Raw genomic sequence first — 15,761 nt, 5'->3', positions numbered from 1 at the left:
TGATGTGCGGCGTGTGTGTGGCGCGCAGTCAGGCCCCAGCCGGGTCCAGGATGGCCTTGGCGATGGTGTTGCGCTGGATCTCGCTGGTGCCGGTGAAAATGCGGAACATGCGCAGCTTGCGCCAGGTCTGCTCGACTGGATGCCCGCGCGTGACGCCCAGGTTGCCGTGGATCTGCACGGCCTTGTCGGCCACCTCGAAGCAGCGTTCCGACACGAACAGCTTGCACGCGGCCGCCTTCATGCGCAGGTCGGCACCGGCATCGGCCAGCAGCGCGGTCTGGGCGATCATGCTCTCGCACGCCCACAGCGCCGCCGCCATGTCGGCCAGCATATGCTGGATGGCCTGGAAGCGCGCAATCGGCCCGCCAAACTGGCGGCGCTGGCCCGCGTATGCCACCGATGCCTCGTAGGCGCGCGTGGCCAGCCCCAGCATCGACGGGCAATGCAGCAGCCGGTTCACGTTGATGCGTGACATACCCAGCTTGAACCCCCGGCCTTCGCCGCCAAAGATGTTGGCGCGCGGCACGCGCACGTTCTCGAAGCGGATGTCGGCGTCGATATGCTGGCCCGACATCGGCACGTACTCGGTGCTGACGGTCACGCCGGGCAGGTCCAGATCGACCAGCACGGCCGTGATCGACGGCGGCGTGGTGGTGGTATCGGTCACGCACATCACGATGGCGAAGTCCGCAAACGGCGCGCCGCTGATGTAGTGCTTCTCGCCGTTGATGACCAGCTCGTCGCCCTCCACCACCGCGCTGGTGCGGATGCTCTGCGCATCGGAGCCCGAATGCGGCTCGGTCAGCGCGAAGCAGGTGGATTTCTGGCCCCGGATCACCGGCCGGAAATAGCGCGCCACCTGGTCCGGCGTGGCGTACTTGAGCATATTGCCCACGCGCGGCGGCCCGCCCAGGTCGCCCAGCACGTGCGGCGCCAGCACCGCGCCGCTGGCGGCCAGATCGGCCTTCAGCGCGCACTGTTCCGAGATATTGAGGCCCTTGCCGCCCAGCTCCACCGGCAGGCAGGCCGCGTACAGCCCCAGTTCGCTGGAGCGGCGCCAGACGTTGCGCAGCACATCACGCGGCCACGGGTCTTCGGTGCCCAGGCCCAGTTCGCGTTCCAGCGGCAGCAGTTCCTCGTCGATGAATCGCTGCACCGCCGCGCGCGTTTCGATCAGCACGGGATTGGTCAGATGGTCGAACATGTGTCTCTTCTCCGTGGATCAGTTCACGCGGCGGCTGGCGCCGAGCCAGTACTGCTCGCGCACCAGCTTGCGTGCCAGCTTGCCGCTGGCGTTCTTGGGCAGTTCGGCGACGAAATCCACCGAACGCGGCGACTTGTAGTCGGCAATGCGCGCGCGGCAGTGCCCGATCAGCTCGGCGGCGCTGGCCTGCCGGCCCGGCCATAGCGCCACCACAGCCTTGACGCTTTCGCCCCAGGTGTCGTCGGGCACGCTGATCACGCAGGCTTCCATCACGTCGGGATGCTGGTACAGCGTGGCTTCGACCTCGGTCGGATACACGTTGAAGCCGCCCGAGATGATCATGTCCTTCTTGCGGTCCACCAGGTACAGGTAGCCATCGGCATCCACGCGCGCCAGGTCGCCGGTATGCAGCCAGCCGTCGATCAGCACTTCGCGCGTCAGATCGGGCTCGCCCCAGTAGCCCTGGAACACGTCCTCGCCCCGGATCACCAGTTCGCCAATTTCATCGCCGCTGACTTCCTCCCCACGTTCGTTGACCACGCGCACTTCGGTTTCGCCCAGCGCACGGCCGCACGATGCCAGCCGCTCGGGCTTGCTTTCGATCGCCAGCGCGTGGTCGGCCGTGGACAGGCGCGTCACGCCCGAGGTCGATTCACTGGCGCCGTAGCCTTGCGACAGCACCGGGCCGATGCGTTCCCAGGCCTCGCGGATGCGCGCCGGCGCCATCGGCGCGGCGCCGTAGGCCAGCGTCTTGAGGCTGCTCAGGTCGGCCGTGGCCAGGGTCGGCTCGGCCAGCAGCATGTTGATCATGGCCGGCACCATAAAGACGTGGGTCAGCTTCAGGCGCGCCACATCGGCCAGAAAGCCGGCGGGCTCGAACTTCTCGAACAGCACCAGCGTGGCGCCCAGGAACAGATAGGGCTGCACCAGCATGCCCGACGCATGCGTGACCGGGCCGATCAGCGCCAGCCGGTCGCCGGGGCGCGCCGGGCGGTCCATGGTCAGGATCATCTTGCGCATCGACGCCAGCCGGTTGCCGTAGCTCTGCATGGCCGCCTTGATCTTGCCCGTCGAACCGGACGAAAAATGCAGCACGGCCAGGTCGTCGGGCCGCGGAACATAGTCGATTGCCGAATTCGCGCCGCGCTCGATGAGGGATTCGTAGGCTGCATAGGCACCTTCGTCCGCGCCCGCAATGGCAATGAAATGCTCGACGCAGCCAAACCCGCGTGTGTCACGGGTATAGCCGGTATAGCCGGGCCCCGCGATCATCACGCGCGGGGTGCAGTTCTCGACCACGTCCGATGCCTCGTTAGCGGTGAAGCGCGGATTCAGCGCCGCCTTGACCAGCCCTGCCTTGTACAGCGCACATTCGATCTCGACGATCTGCGGGCAGTTGCGCGACTGGATCGCCACGCGGTCGCCCTTCCGCAGGCCCAGCGCCAGCAGCGCATTGGCCAGCCGGGTCGAGCGTTCGTCCAGCTGGCGGTAGGTCAGCACGCGGTCGCGGTACAGCACGGCGGGGTTGTCGCCCCAGTAGCGCGCCGCACGCCGGAGGAAGTAGGCGAACGTCATCGTGGTCTCCCATTGGAATGTTGTGGTGTGAGCCAAGTCTGTAAGATGGCGGGCATCACCACAATGTCGCGACTGGCATCAAGTCATAACCAACAGGAATGAGGAACACAAGACACGATGGAAACGCGTGATCTGGACTATGTGCTGGCGGTGGGCGCCCACGGCGGCATTGGGCGCGCGGCGGAGGCCCTTGGGATGACCCAGCCCGCGCTGACCAAGGCGATCCAGCGGGTCGAGGCGCAACTTGGCGTACCGCTGTTCGAGCGCACCACGCTGGGCATGCGCGTGACCCAGGCCGGCACGGTATTCCTGGAGCGGGCACGGCGCATACGGCTCGAATACGACGATGCCATCAAGGAGATGCGCGGCATCCAGACCGGCGAACAGGGCCTGCTGCGGCTGGGCTATTCGCCTTCGATGCCCAACGCGCTGGTGCTGGGCGCCTGCCAGCAGTTGCTGCGCGAACGGCCCGTGGCGCGGCTGCGCCTGAGCATGCGCGTGGCGCGCGAGCTGATGGACCAGGTGCAGGCCGGCGATCTGGACCTGGCCGTGGCCCCGCTGCCGCGCCAGGCCAACCCGGCGCTGGCCACGCGAGAACTGTTTACCGACCGCCTGGCCGTGGTGGCCGATGAAAACCATCCGCTGCAGCGCCGGCGCGACCTGACGCTGGCCGATCTGGTGGGCCAGCACTGGCTGCTGCCGACCGGGCACGTACTGATCCGCCAGCAGATCGACAGCGCCTTTGCCAGCATCGGCCTGCCGGCGCCCCTGCTGCGCGTGGAGACCGATTTCGGCAGCGCCACGCTGTTCGACCTGGTGCGCGGCACCGAGATGCTGTGCATTGCCGGATCGACCACCAACAGCAAGCGCCTGGGCCTGCGGCCCATTGCCTTGCGCGCCGATGCGCTGGACCTGGGGCGCCGCGTGGGCGTGATCACTCGCGCAGGGGCCTACCTGTCCCCGCTGGCGCAGCGGATGATCGACATCCTCGAAGCCCACGTGGCATAACGGCTGCCGCTATGGCTGCGGCGGGAACGTGCGCAGGTAGGCCAGCAGGTCGTCCAGCTGGCGCGCGTTGCTCATGCCCCAGAAGCGCATCTTCGTACCAGGCACGACCTTGGCCGGCGATTGCAGGAACGCGCGCAGCGTGTCGTCGCCCCAGACCACGGGGGACGCCTTCATCGCATCGGAATAACGGTAGTCATCGGTCCCGCCAGCCTTGCGGCCGAACACGCCGTTCAGCTGCGGCCCGAAGGCCGCCCGGGCCGACGGACCCACGTGGTGGCACGACGCACAGCGCGTGGCGAAGATGTCCTTGCCCTTGTCGATGTCGCCGGCGGCATGGGCGGCGGTGACGGCAAACAGCGTGAATGCAAGCGGTGCAGCGGACTTCATGATGCGCAAGGGGAAGTCAGCGGGCGGCATGTCGCACGCTGCCGGGTGGCTCCCCTCTCCCGCGCGCGGGAGAGGGGTTGGGGGAGAGGGCAGGCACTCGCCGCACGAGGCGTATTGCTACACCGGATAACTCGCCACTTCGATCAGGTTGCCGTCGGGATCGCGGCAATACACGGACGTCATCGGCCCCAGCGCGCCGGTGCGCTGCACCGGTCCCACTTCCACGGCCACCTTGTGTGCCAGGAAATGGGCGACCACCTCCTGCGGCGGCATCTTCGTGATAAAGCACAGATCGTCGCTGCCCGATGTCGGGTGGACGCCGGTGAACCACGCCACCGTGTCTTCGTCCACCGGGCGCAGGTTGATTTTCTGCTGACCGAACTTGACGGACACGCGCTGGCCCGTGCGGGACGCGAAGTCTTCGCGCTGCATGCCCAGCACCTGTTCGTACCAGGCCACGCTGGCCTCCACGTCCTTCACATTGAGCACGATATGGTCAAGGCGTTCGATCGCTAGCGTCATGGCGGGGGCGTCCTTTCGTGGTCCCCGAGGTGGCCCCGGGAGCGGCGATTATGTAACAGCATGTGTAGCTGTGCAGTGCAAGGCGTAATGTACACCGGGCCAGCGGAGCGCGGCTTTTATACTGCCGGGCCGGTCAACCACCGCGCCCCAAGTCATGCGCCGAATCTCCTGGCTCATCATGAGCCTTGTCATCGCGGCACTGATTCAAGTGCCCGCAGGTTTCGCGGCCGAACCCGCCTCCGAGGCGGAAGCGCAGCAAATTCCCACGCTGACGCACGCCGAAGCCATCTCCGAACTGAAACGCCTGCAGTCCGAGCAGGATCGCGTGAAACAGCAGGCGTCCAGTGCGTCCGGCATCATCAAGCTGGGCGATCTCAACGACACACTGAAGCAGCTCGACGACGATGTCGACAAGCTCACGGCGGCGCTGACGCCGCAGCGCGCCCAGTTGCAGGCACAGGTAGACCTGCTCGGGCCGCCGCCCGAAGCCAGCCCTGACAGCAAGGCCAAGGACGCCGCCAAGGAAGCGCCCGCCGTCATCAGGCAGCGGGCGGAGCTGAACGCGCGCAAGAGCCAGCTCGACGACGAACTGAAGCAGGCCGCCGACAGCAAGGACAACATCGCCCACCTGCGCGACCAGCTGGCCAAGCTGCAGCGCAGCCGCCTGAAGGACCAGCTCGCGCTGCGCTCGGACAGCATCCTGAACCCCGCCTTCTGGACGCCGCTGTTCAAGGTGTCCGAGGAAGACCGCGAGCGCCTGGGCAACTTTACCGACGACATCGGGCCCCGCATCCGGCTGGCCTGGGATGCATCGCAGCGCGGCAAGACCATCATCCTGCTGGCCCTGGCGCTGGCGGTCTGGTCGCTGGGCCGGCGCCTGCTGGAACGCGGGCTGGCATGGTTCTGCCTGACCCAGCTGCCTGAAACGCGCCTGCGCCGCAGCGCGCTGGCCCTGGCCACGGCGCTGACCACCGTGGCCACCACGGCGCTGGCCGTGCGCATCGTCTATGCGGCCTTTACGGGCGGCGACGAGATATCGCCCGCGCTGCAGGACCTGATGAACGAGATCGCCAAGCTGACCATGACCAGCGCGCTGATCGCCGGCCTGGGGCGCGCGCTGCTCTGCACGCGGCATCCGAGCTGGCGGCTGCCCGCGCTGGCGGACCCGGTGGCGCTGGCGATGCGGCCGTTTCCCACGGTGCTGGCGGGCCTGCTGCTGCTCGCGGGCACGGTGGAACAACTGAACCGCATGGCCGATACCACGGTGCAGGTCACGCTGCTCGGACGCGGCCTGGTCTCGCTGGTGGTGGTGCTGACCATCGGTGCGGCGCTGCTGCGCGCCAACCGCGTGCGCAGCGAACTGGTGGCCGCCGGCGAGCGGCCTGAAGAGCGCGCCACGCTGGCCGGGCTGATCCACGCGGCCGTCACCCTGATCGTGGCGGTGTCGTTCGGTGCGCTGCTGATCGGCTACATCAGCTTCGCGCGCTTCCTGACCTACGAACTGGTCTGGTTCGACATCGTGCTGTGCAGCCTGTACCTGCTGACCCAGCTGACGCGCGACATCTGCGAGGCGCTGTTCTCGGCCAGCCATCGCAGCGGCCGGATCATCAAGCAGTTGTTCGGGGTGGGCGATTCGCACCTGGAACAGGTGTCGACGGTGCTGTCCGGCATCGGTGCCAGCGTGCTGCTGTTGCTGGCGGTGCTGGCCCTGCTGACGGGCGGCTTCGGCACCACGCCGGTAGACCTGCTCAACAGCCTGCTGATCGTGCTGGGCGGCGAACGGCTGCGCAGCATGAACATCATGCCGGACCGCATCCTCAATGCGGTGATCGCGCTGACCGTGGGCATCTGGCTGCTGCGCTCGGTGCGCCGCTGGCTCGACGCCGAACTGCTGCCCAAGCTCTGCGCCGAGCCGGGCCTGCGCGCATCGCTGATCACGCTGTTCAGCAATGTCGGCTACGTGTTGCTGGTGCTGCTGACGCTGTCGCTGCTGGGCGTGAAATGGGAAAACCTGGCGTGGATCGTCAGCGCGCTGTCAGTGGGTATCGGCTTTGGCCTGCAGGAGATCGTGAAGAACTTCGTGTCGGGCCTGATCCTGCTGACCGAGCGCCCGGTGAAAGTGGGCGACATGGTCAGCCTGGCCGGCGTGGAAGGCGATATCCGCCGCATCAACGTGCGCGCCACGGAAATCCAGCTGGGAGACCGCTCGACGGTGATCGTGCCGAACTCGCAGCTGATCTCGCAGAATGTTCGCAACGTCACGATGAGCAACAGCACGCAGGGCGTGGCCACGCTGCAGCTCACGTTCCCGCTCAACACCGACCCCGAAGCGGTGCGCGACCTGCTGCTGGAGGTCTACCGCGAGAACGACAGCATCCTGGACATTCCCGCGCCATCGGTCACGTTCAGCCAGCTGGCGCCCAATGGCATCACGCTGAGCGTCACGGGCTATGTGAGCAGTCCGCGCATTGCGGCGGGCACCAAGAGCGACCTGCTGTTCGAGATCCTCAAGCGGCTGCGGGCGGCCAATATCTCGCTGTCCGAACCCCAGACGCTGCGCGTGGAAAACATGGCGGCGGCGCTGGGCACCTGACGGCCGCTACGGGCGCGGCCCCGGCGGGCCTAGGGTCCGCCGGGCTCGTGCCCGGTCCAGTAATCGGCGCCATCATCGTGCGTGGACAGCACGATCCTCTGATGGCAATGCTGGCATGTGTAGACAAAGACCTGCCTGCCGGCGTGCATCGTCGCATCACCGGACCGCGCCAGGCGCGGATGGGGCGGAACATGACCGGGACGACCCAGCAGGTTCTTGCAAAGTTCGCAAGGAACCATCGTGCTCTCCAGACTCTGACTTCGGACCCTGCAACAACCATGTCCGCCCGTCCGGCAGACATTGCTGCAACGCAACAGAGGCCAGTATAGGCGCACGATCGTTCGATCGCCACGCGCTTTGCGGCGGGTAGATCCTTTCCTCGATTTGCCGCGAATCTACGCCGCAAAGCGGTCGGTGGCGGCCAGGAGCTGGTCCATGATGCCGGGCTCTGTCCATGCATGGCCCGCGCCTTCGATCAGGTGGAAGTCGGCGTCGGGCCATGCCTGATGCAGCGCCCAGGCATAGCGTGCCGGGCACGGCATGTCGTAGCGGCCATGCACGATCACGCCGGGAATGCCGGCCAGCTTGTGGGCATCGCGCAGCAGCTGGCCGTCGTCGAGCCAGCCGCGATGGGTGAAGTAGTGGTTCTCGATGCGCGCGAAGGCCAGCGCGAAGTGCCCTTCGTCGTGCTTGGCCGCAATGTCCGGGTTGGGCAGCAGCGTGATGGTCTCGGCTTCCCAGACGCTCCAGGCGCGCGCGGCTTCCAGTTGCTTCTGCCGGTCATCGCCGGTCAGCAGCTTTCGATAGGCCGCCATCATGTTGCCGCGCTCGGCGGCAGGCACCGGGGCCTGGAAGCGCGCCCAGCTGTCGGGAAACATCTCCGACACGCCGAACTGGTAGTACCAGTCGAGCTCGGCCTGCGAGACCGTGTAGACGCCGCGCAGCACCAGTTCGCTGACACGCGCCGGATGGGTCTGCGCGTAGGCCAGCGCCAGCGTGGAGCCCCAGGAGCCGCCGAACACCAGCCATTGTTCCACGCCGATCAACTGGCGCAGCTTCTCGATGTCGTCCACCAGATGCCAGGTGGTATTGGCCTCCAGCGACGCATGCGGCGTGGATTGCCCGCAGCCGCGCTGGTCGAACAGCAGCACGTCGTAGCGCGCCGGATCGAACAGGCGGCGATGGTCCGGCGAAATGCCGCCGCCGGGCCCGCCATGCAAGAAGACGGCCGGCTTGGCGCCGCGCGTGCCGACGCGTTCGAAATACAGGACATGACCGTCGCCCACGTCGAGCGTGCCGGTCTCGTAGGGTTCGATTTCGGGATAGAGCGTGCGCAGGGCGGACATGAATTGTTTCGCGTGAAGATCATTCGAAACAAAAGTGTAGCCCCCGGCCCCGCCGGTTGCTTTAAGTTTCGTTTAAGTCTGCGGCCCTAGATTTGAGCCGTACCGCAACTGAACCCCAAGAGGTGAAGCCATGACTCCCCAAGACGTGCAAGCACTGGAAGCCTTCCTGAACCAGCTGACCCAGGCGCGCGTGGACAACAAGGACGCCCAGGCGGCGGCAATGATTGCCGATGCCGCCGCCCGCCAGCCTGATACCGCCTATCTGCTGGTGCAGCGGTCGATGCTGCTCGACCGCGCGCTGCAACAGGCGCAGGCGCAGATCCATTCGCTCCAGGCGCAGCTGCAGGCGGCGCAGGCCGCCAATGGCACCGGCGGACGCGGCTTCCTGGACAACGACGCCACCTGGGGCAACAGCGCCGGCCGCGCGCCGCAGGCTGCCCCGGCGCCGCAGTACCCGCCGCACTACCCGCCGCAGTACGCGCCGCAGCAGCCCTATCCTTCCGCGCCCCCTGCCGCACCGCAGTACCAGGCCGCGCCGGCACAATCGGCACAATCGGCCCCGGCGGCCCGTCCGGGCTTCCTGGGCGGCGGGCTGGGCGGCACGCTCGGCACCATCGCCACCACGGCTGCCGGTGTGGCGGGCGGCGCGATGCTGTTCCAGGGGATCGAAAACCTGTTCCATCGCGGCAACAGCGGCGGTGGGTTTTTTGGCGGCCAGCCGGCGGCAGGTTCCGAGACCGTGGTGAACAACTTCTACGGCGACGATAACGGTGGCGGCAGCCAGCGCGACAACGCGCTGCTGGCCGACAACGGCAACCTGGACAACGGGCTGGACGACTACGTCGACGCCAGCCAGGACGACGACTCGTCGTTCTTCTGACCTGGCGGCGGCCCAGGCCGCCTTTGTAGGACAGCCTCCGGTTGCCGGCCCGCTCCGTTGCGGGCACGATCAGGGCAACCGGGCGCCGCCTGCCCGGCAAGGGGAGCCGGCGCCATGAAGACGTTCCACTGCAATCGCTGCGACAACCTGGTGTTCTTCGAGAACATCGCCTGCGAACGCTGCCAGGCCACGCTTGGCTTCATTCCTGCGATATCGCAGCTGGCAGCCTTCGAGGGCGACGATGCTGCCGGCTGGCGCAGCCTGCATCCCGATGCCCACGGCGTCATGTTTCGCCGCTGTCACAACTACCAGGTGGAAGCCGTCTGCAACTGGATGGTGCCCGCGGACGATCCCGGCACGCTGTGCGAGGCGTGCAAGCTGACCCACACCATCCCCAACCTCGACGCACCCGAGAACCGCCTGTACTGGTACCGGCTGGAATCCGCCAAGCGGCGCCTGCTCTATACGCTGCTGTCGCTGGGGTTGCCGGTCATCTCGCGCGACGACGACCCCGTATCGGGCCTGCAGTTCGACTTCCTGGCCAACACCGGCCCGCACGACCCGGCGATGACCGGGCACGACAACGGCCGCATCACCATCAACATCGCCGAAGCCGACGACGCGTACCGCGAGCGCACCCGCACCGAGATGGGCGAATCCTATCGCACCCTGCTGGGGCACTTCCGGCACGAGGTGGGACATTTCTACTTCAACCGGCTGGTTGCCGGCACGCGGCGCATCGAACCGTTCCGCAAGCTGTTCGGCGACGAACGCGCCGACTACGCGGCGGCGTTGCAACGGCACTACGACCATGGGGCGCCGCCCGACTGGCAGGCGTCGTTCGTCAGCGCCTACGCGACGATGCACCCGTGGGAAGACTGGGCCGAAACCTGGGCCCACTACCTGCATATGGTGGATACGCTTGACACAGCCCAGTCGTGCGGGCTGGTGCTCAAGCCGGAAAGCCCGCGCGAGCCGACGCTGACCGACCGGACGCCCGTGGAGGACGCCAGCTTCCGCAGCCTGATGCAACGCTGGTTTCCGCTGACCTACGTACTGAACAGCCTGAACCGCAGCCTGGGCGTGCCGGATGGCTACCCGTTCACACTGTCGCCGGCCGTGGTGGCCAAGCTGGAGTTCGTGCATCGCGTGATCGATGCGGCGGCGCGCGAGCATGCCAGCCCCGCGCCGCAGCCGGCCGGCGAGCCCGCGGCCAAGCCAGCCGGCGCGCCTGCCGCCAACCCCGACATCAAGCCGTCACGGTAACGTCGCGGCGCGGCGCGCTGGACAGTGACCACGCGAACACCACCAGGCCGCCCAGCGCCAGCAGCGCGCCCACCCAGCCCGTGGATGTCCAGCCCATGCCGGCGGCGATGGTCACGCCGCCCAGCCACGCGCCCAGCGCGTTGGCCATGTTGAAGGCCGAATGATTGAGCGCGGCGGCCAGCGTCTGTGCATCGCCGGCCACGTCCATCAGCCGGATCTGCAGCGGCGGGCCCAACGCCACCGCCGTCCCCACCAGCATCACGTTCAGCGACGCCAGCCAGGCGTGGTGCGCCGTGAACACGAACGCGCCGAGCACCAGCGCCGACCACACCAGCACACCGCCCACGGTCGGCATCAATGCGCGGTCGGCCAGTTTGGCGCCCGCCAGGTTGCCGGCCACCATGCCGACGCCGAACAGCGCCAGCACGATCGGAATGCCGCTGGCCGGCATGTGCGCCACTTCGAGCATGGTCGGCTTGACATAGCTGAACACGGCGAACATGCCGCCAAAGCCGATCGCGCCGATGGCCAGCGTGAACCACACCTGCTTGCGCGCCAGCGCCGACAGTTCGCGCAGCGGGCTGGCATGGCGGTCGGCCGGGACGAACGGCACCCAGCGCCAGACCAGCAGCACCGTCAGCGCGCCAATCGCGCCCACGATCATGAACGCGGCGCGCCAGCCCAGCCACGTGCCGATGCCGGCCGCGATGGGCACGCCCACCAGCGTCGCCACGGTCAGGCCCAGCATGACCAGGCCCACGGCCTGGGCGCGGCGCTCGCGCGGCACCAGCCCGGCCGCCACCAGCGCCGCCACCCCAAAGTAGGTGCCATGCGGAAAGCCGGTCAGCAACCGCAGGACCAGCATCGACAGATAGGTTGGCGCCAGCGCGCTGGCCACGTTGCCGACGGCAAAGAACGCCATCAGCGCGATCAGCAGGTTGCGGCGCGGCCAGCGCGCGCCCAGCACCGCCAGCAGCGGCGCGCCGATCACCACGCCCAGCGCGTAGGCGCTGATCAGGTGGCCGGCCTCGGGGATGCTGATGGCCAGGTCGCGTGCGGCATCGGGCAACAGGCCCATGATGACGAACTCGCCCGTGCCGATGCCGAAGCTGCCCACGCCCAGCGCCAGCAGCGCGCGGCGGTCGGCGGCACGGTCGCGGGGCGTATCGGCGAGCGCATGCGAGGCAGGATCGGGGACGTTACTGAAATTTCCGGAAGGAACAGTCATGAGGAGAGATCGCGAGACACTTGTTATGGCTTTGCGCCGCGGACTGGCGGGCAGGATCTTGCGTCCTGCCTCGGGGGCTCCAGCGTGCTCCGGTGCGGCGTCGTAGTAGGTAATACGGGGTAATACGGGGTGATGCGGGTGATACCGGTGATACGGGGTAAAAAACGGGGTGATGCTGCTACGTAGTACTACGCTGTGCCGCCGGGGACGGCACCGACTACGCGAGGGCGCTATTGTGAAGCAAAACCGTTTTCGCTGCCGGAGCCCGGCGCAATGCCCCTTCGCCGAAGTCCTGTATCCGCCGGTATCCAGGTGCGGGTCCGCCACTGTGGGATAGGGCACAAGAGCATGGCGGGGCATGCACGCGTCGCCCTATGCTGGATACATGCGACGCCGGGGCACCGTACCCACGAAGCATGGCGCCGGGTGCCGCGCGTTTTATCGGGTGGGAGGGGATATGTCCCTGCGTAAAGCTCTGTTTCTTTCGGCCATCGGCCTGGCCTGGACCCTGCCCGCCCTTGGGCAGGGATGCCAGCACGACATGCAGTGCAAGGGCGACCGGATCTGCAACATGGGCAGCTGCATGGCGCCCGATGCCGATGGCCCCGACGCCTCGGGGCCGGCATCCTCGTCAAGCAAGTCGATGCCGACGATCAAGCTGTCACCGCAGCCATCGAACCCGCCCTCGGCGCAGCCGTCCTCGCAGCCGCTGCCGCCTTTGCAACCCTCGCCGCAACAGTCGCCACCCTCGCAGGGACAACCGCAGTCGCAACACGTCAGCGTGCCGCGCAACTGCTGTACCGTGGCGGGCAAGTTGCGCCTGGCACCGCCGCAGTCCGGCGACGCACCGCTGGTGGCCGGCGATGCCTGCCAGGGGCTGACCACCACCGGCAAGCCCGTGCCGGGCACGGCCTGCAACTGAATCGGGGGTCGCCCGCTCAGGCGGCGGGCAGCGATGCGACGATGGCCTGCCGCAGCCACTGGTGCGCGGGGTCGCGATGCACGCGCTCGTGCCAGAGCATCGACATCTCGTAGCCGGGGACTTCGACGGGTGCCTCCACCACCTGCAGCGCAGGGTTATCGGCCACCAGCCGCGCGGGCAGCATCGCCACCAGATCGGTGCTGCCCACCACCGCCGCCACGTACAGGAAATGCGGCACGGACAACGCCACGCGGCGCGACAGCCCCGCCGCCGCCAGTGCCTCGTCCGTGACGCCGAAGAAGCCGCCGCCGTCGGGCGACACGATCACGTGCTCCAGCGCGCAGAACTGCGCCAGCGTGGGCTTGCGCTTCAGGCGCGGATGCCCGGCGCGCCCCACCAGCACGTAACGCTCCGTGAACAGCGGCAGCCGATGCAGCGATGCCGGCGAGCCTTCGGTGGTGTGGAATGCCAGGTCGATATCGCCACGTTCGGCCAGACGCACGAGGCTGGCCGGCACCATCTCCACCACGGCCACCCGTGTGCCGGGCGCGGCTTGCCGCAGGCCGGCCAGCGCCGGCAACAACACCGTCGATTCGCTGTAGTCGGTGGCCGCGATCCGCCAGGTGTTTGTGGCCACGGCCGGATCGAACGGGCGTTCAGGTGACACGGCAAGCTCCAGCGCGGCCAGCGCCTCGCGCAGCGGCGTCCGCAGCGATTCGGCACGCGCCGTGGGCCGCATGCCGCGCGGCCCCGGCAACAGCAGGGGATCGTCGAAGATCTCCCGCAGCCGGGCCAGATGCACGCTGACCGATGGCTGCGAATAGTGCAGGCGCTCCGCGGCGCGGGTGACGTTGTGCTCCGACAGCAGCACATCCAGCGTGACCAGCAGGTTCAGGTCGAGGCGGCGCAGGTTCGTCATGGCGGGTGGCATAGCAAAGGTTAATGGCTGGAATTCCGGATATTCATTTCTAATATACCGAAGCCACGCCTATCCTGCCTTCACCGAATGATCAATGGAAGGCTGTCATGAACGTACTGATTGTTTACGCCCACCCCGAGCCCACCTCGCTGAACGGGTCGCTGCGGGATTTCGCGGTGCAACGGCTCGAAGCCGCCGGGCACCGGGTGCAGGTTTCGGATCTCTATGCGATGCAGTGGAAGGCACCGCTCGATGCCGGGGATACGCTGGAGCGGCGTCCCGGCGGCGCGCCCTTCCATCCATCGCTCGATTCGCGCCACGCCTTCGAGAACGGCGTGCAGAGCCCCGATATCGCCGCGGAACAGGAAAAGCTGCGCTGGGCGGATGCCGTGATCCTGCAGTTCCCGCTCTGGTGGTTCTCGATGCCGGCCATCCTCAAGGGCTGGGTCGAGCGGGTGTACGCCTACGGTTTCGCATACGGCGTGGGCGAGCACTCCGACGAGCGCTGGGGCGACCGCTACGGCGAAGGCAATCTGGCCGGCAAGCGGGCAATGCTGGTGGTGACCACGGGCGGCTGGGAATCGCACTATGGGCCGCGCGGCATCAATGGGCCGATGGACGACATCCTGTTCCCGATCCAGCACGGCATCCTGTACTACCCGGGCTTCGACGTGCTGCCGCCGTTCGTGGTCTATCGCACCAGCCGCATGGACGCGGCGCGCTTCCAGGCCACGACCGATGCACTGGGCGAGCGCCTGGACCAACTGTTCACGGCCGCGCCCATCGCGTTTCGGCCGCAGAACAGCGGCGCCTACGAGATACCGGCGCTGACGCTACGGCCCGATATCGCCCCGGGACAGACCGGCTATGCCGTACATGTGTCCGAAGCGGCCTGAGATGAGGAAATCGAGAGAGCCCGGCGGCGGCCATTGGCCTCAGCGGTCCCGCGTGACGCTGACGCCGGCATCGACGGTGCCGTAGGCGGTCACGCTCGATTGCCGCTCTCCGGTATCGGAAACGGTCGTACACCCCTGGGCCGCAGCCAGCAGAAACCATATGCCGAGGGTGGTGAAAATGACGCGCATGGGCCGAGCCTGAATCGTTGCAATGCAGGCTTCGACGTCAGGGTGGGCCGGGAAGTTTCACGCTTCCCGGCCGGCCAGCCAGTCCTGACCGTTCAGGCCGCCTGCGCGCCGCGTGCCTCACGCGCCACCTGGCGGTAGTGGCGTGTGTGACGGTACAGCCCGTACAGGCTCGTCGCCGTAAAGCCAAGCTGCTGGACAAACAGGCCATAGGTACCGGTGACCAGCGCAAAGGCGCTCCACACCAGGTTCGAGCACAGGTAGGCAATCCATCCCCAGCGCGATGCACGGTTGTGCAGCGCCACCAGGAACGATCCACTCATGGCCAGGGCGCACCCCGACCATTCGAGTCCAGTCAGCAATTGAGGAAGTTGAGCGGCAAGCTCCATGGGGGTTGTCTCCGGTTTGCGTTCATTTTTTGTATGCAAAACGGAGACTACCGGAAATGGGCGGGATCACGCAAGCGGTATGTCCGCATGTCGGCGGGCGTGCTACGCGGCGGCCGCCCGATGCGGCGCTACAATGCCCGCTCTTCACCACGGGAACCCGATCCATGCTGCCGGACAGCGAATCGCTACTCCTGCTCGTCACGCGCGAGATGCCCTTCGGCAAGCACAAGGGCACGCTGATCGCCGACCTGCCGGGCAACTACCTGAACTGGTTTGCGCGCGAGGGCTTTCCGCCCGGCGAGATCGGCCGGCTGCTGGCGCTGATGCACGAGCTTGACCACAACGGCCTGTCCGACCTGCTGAAGCCGCTGCGCGAGCGCGCGTCCGGCCGCGCGCGGAAATAACAGGGGCCAGCCGCGTGGCTGGCCCTTTGCCTTCGA

16 protein-coding genes are annotated in these 15,761 nt (G+C 67.5%); 7 read left to right on the top strand and 9 right to left on the bottom strand.

Going from position 1 to position 15,761, the window contains the following annotated elements; all coding sequences use genetic code 11:
- Positions 1-28 precede the first annotated feature (28 nt).
- The gene (locus tag AC24R4_RS09115; protein ID WP_400395050.1) at positions 29-1,204 is read right to left on the bottom strand and encodes an acyl-CoA dehydrogenase family protein; all 1,176 of its coding nucleotides are present in this window, start codon (positions 1,202-1,204) and stop codon (positions 29-31) included.
- Positions 1,205-1,222: 18 nt separating this feature from the next.
- Positions 1,223-2,779, bottom strand: coding sequence for an AMP-binding protein (locus tag AC24R4_RS09110; RefSeq protein ID WP_400395052.1), 1,557 nt, complete (start codon positions 2,777-2,779; stop codon positions 1,223-1,225).
- A gap of 117 nt (positions 2,780-2,896) precedes the next feature.
- On the opposite strand from AC24R4_RS09110, the gene AC24R4_RS09105 reads away from it, so the two are divergent.
- The gene (locus AC24R4_RS09105; protein ID WP_400395054.1) at positions 2,897-3,787 is read left to right on the top strand and encodes a LysR family transcriptional regulator; all 891 of its coding nucleotides are present in this window, start codon (positions 2,897-2,899) and stop codon (positions 3,785-3,787) included.
- Between the two features lie 9 nt (positions 3,788-3,796).
- Here AC24R4_RS09105 and AC24R4_RS09100 read toward each other — a convergent pair whose 3' ends face one another.
- Both AC24R4_RS09100 and AC24R4_RS09095 read right to left on the bottom strand, forming a co-directional pair.
- A complete protein-coding gene (locus AC24R4_RS09100) occupies positions 3,797-4,174 on the bottom strand; it encodes a c-type cytochrome (RefSeq protein WP_487523001.1) in 378 nt (125 codons plus the stop codon).
- 117 nt (positions 4,175-4,291) lie between these two features.
- Positions 4,292-4,696: a VOC family protein gene (locus tag AC24R4_RS09095; RefSeq protein ID WP_400395301.1), complete on the bottom strand. Its 405-nt coding sequence runs from the start codon at positions 4,694-4,696 to the stop codon at positions 4,292-4,294.
- Positions 4,697-4,850: 154 nt separating this feature from the next.
- Here AC24R4_RS09095 and AC24R4_RS09090 point away from each other — a divergent pair, with 154 nt between their 5' ends.
- On the top strand, positions 4,851-7,289 hold the full coding sequence (locus tag AC24R4_RS09090) for a DUF3772 domain-containing protein (RefSeq protein WP_400395299.1): 2,439 nt from the start codon (positions 4,851-4,853) through the stop codon (positions 7,287-7,289).
- 395 nt (positions 7,290-7,684) lie between these two features.
- On the opposite strand, the gene pip is transcribed toward AC24R4_RS09090, so the two are convergent.
- Positions 7,685-8,635, bottom strand: coding sequence for a prolyl aminopeptidase (gene pip, locus AC24R4_RS09085; RefSeq protein WP_400395297.1), 951 nt, complete (start codon positions 8,633-8,635; stop codon positions 7,685-7,687).
- 130 nt (positions 8,636-8,765) lie between these two features.
- Between pip and AC24R4_RS09080 the strand changes: the two genes are divergently transcribed.
- Together AC24R4_RS09080 and AC24R4_RS09075 are read left to right on the top strand one after the other, a co-directional pair.
- Positions 8,766-9,515: a DUF2076 domain-containing protein gene (locus AC24R4_RS09080; protein WP_487522786.1), complete on the top strand. Its 750-nt coding sequence runs from the start codon at positions 8,766-8,768 to the stop codon at positions 9,513-9,515.
- A 114-nt stretch (positions 9,516-9,629) separates the two neighbouring features.
- A complete protein-coding gene (locus tag AC24R4_RS09075) occupies positions 9,630-10,781 on the top strand; it encodes a zinc-binding metallopeptidase family protein (protein WP_400395209.1) in 1,152 nt (383 codons plus the stop codon).
- On the opposite strand, the gene AC24R4_RS09070 is transcribed toward AC24R4_RS09075, so the two are convergent.
- A complete protein-coding gene (locus AC24R4_RS09070; protein ID WP_400395211.1) occupies positions 10,765-12,009 on the bottom strand; it encodes an MFS transporter in 1,245 nt (414 codons plus the stop codon). The genes AC24R4_RS09075 and AC24R4_RS09070 overlap by 17 nt on opposite strands.
- Before the next feature lie 457 nt (positions 12,010-12,466).
- On the opposite strand from AC24R4_RS09070, the gene AC24R4_RS09065 reads away from it, so the two are divergent.
- Complete coding sequence (locus tag AC24R4_RS09065) at positions 12,467-12,931, top strand: hypothetical protein (RefSeq protein ID WP_400395214.1); 465 nt, start codon at positions 12,467-12,469, stop codon at positions 12,929-12,931.
- A gap of 16 nt (positions 12,932-12,947) precedes the next feature.
- On the opposite strand, the gene AC24R4_RS09060 is transcribed toward AC24R4_RS09065, so the two are convergent.
- Positions 12,948-13,850 carry a LysR family transcriptional regulator gene (locus AC24R4_RS09060; protein ID WP_400395216.1) on the bottom strand — a complete coding sequence of 301 codons (903 nt, stop codon included), beginning with the start codon at positions 13,848-13,850 and terminating at the stop codon, positions 12,948-12,950.
- Between the two features lie 107 nt (positions 13,851-13,957).
- Here AC24R4_RS09060 and AC24R4_RS09055 point away from each other — a divergent pair, with 107 nt between their 5' ends.
- A complete protein-coding gene (locus tag AC24R4_RS09055) occupies positions 13,958-14,746 on the top strand; it encodes an NAD(P)H-dependent oxidoreductase (protein ID WP_487522785.1) in 789 nt (262 codons plus the stop codon).
- Between the two features lie 39 nt (positions 14,747-14,785).
- Here AC24R4_RS09055 and AC24R4_RS09050 read toward each other — a convergent pair whose 3' ends face one another.
- Both AC24R4_RS09050 and AC24R4_RS09045 read right to left on the bottom strand, forming a co-directional pair.
- On the bottom strand, positions 14,786-14,935 hold the full coding sequence (locus AC24R4_RS09050; protein WP_487522784.1) for a hypothetical protein: 150 nt from the start codon (positions 14,933-14,935) through the stop codon (positions 14,786-14,788).
- A 92-nt stretch (positions 14,936-15,027) separates the two neighbouring features.
- On the bottom strand, positions 15,028-15,321 hold the full coding sequence (locus AC24R4_RS09045; RefSeq protein WP_487522783.1) for a nicotinamide mononucleotide transporter: 294 nt from the start codon (positions 15,319-15,321) through the stop codon (positions 15,028-15,030).
- Between the two features lie 164 nt (positions 15,322-15,485).
- Between AC24R4_RS09045 and AC24R4_RS09040 the strand changes: the two genes are divergently transcribed.
- The gene (locus AC24R4_RS09040; RefSeq protein ID WP_400394211.1) at positions 15,486-15,725 is read left to right on the top strand and encodes a DUF3820 family protein; all 240 of its coding nucleotides are present in this window, start codon (positions 15,486-15,488) and stop codon (positions 15,723-15,725) included.
- The last annotated feature ends 36 nt before the right edge of the window (positions 15,726-15,761 follow it).

The organism is Cupriavidus sp. CER-90 (assembly GCF_057652055.1).
The sequence above is the reverse complement of the archived record's forward strand: the minus strand, read 5'-3'. Positions and strand labels throughout refer to the sequence as shown.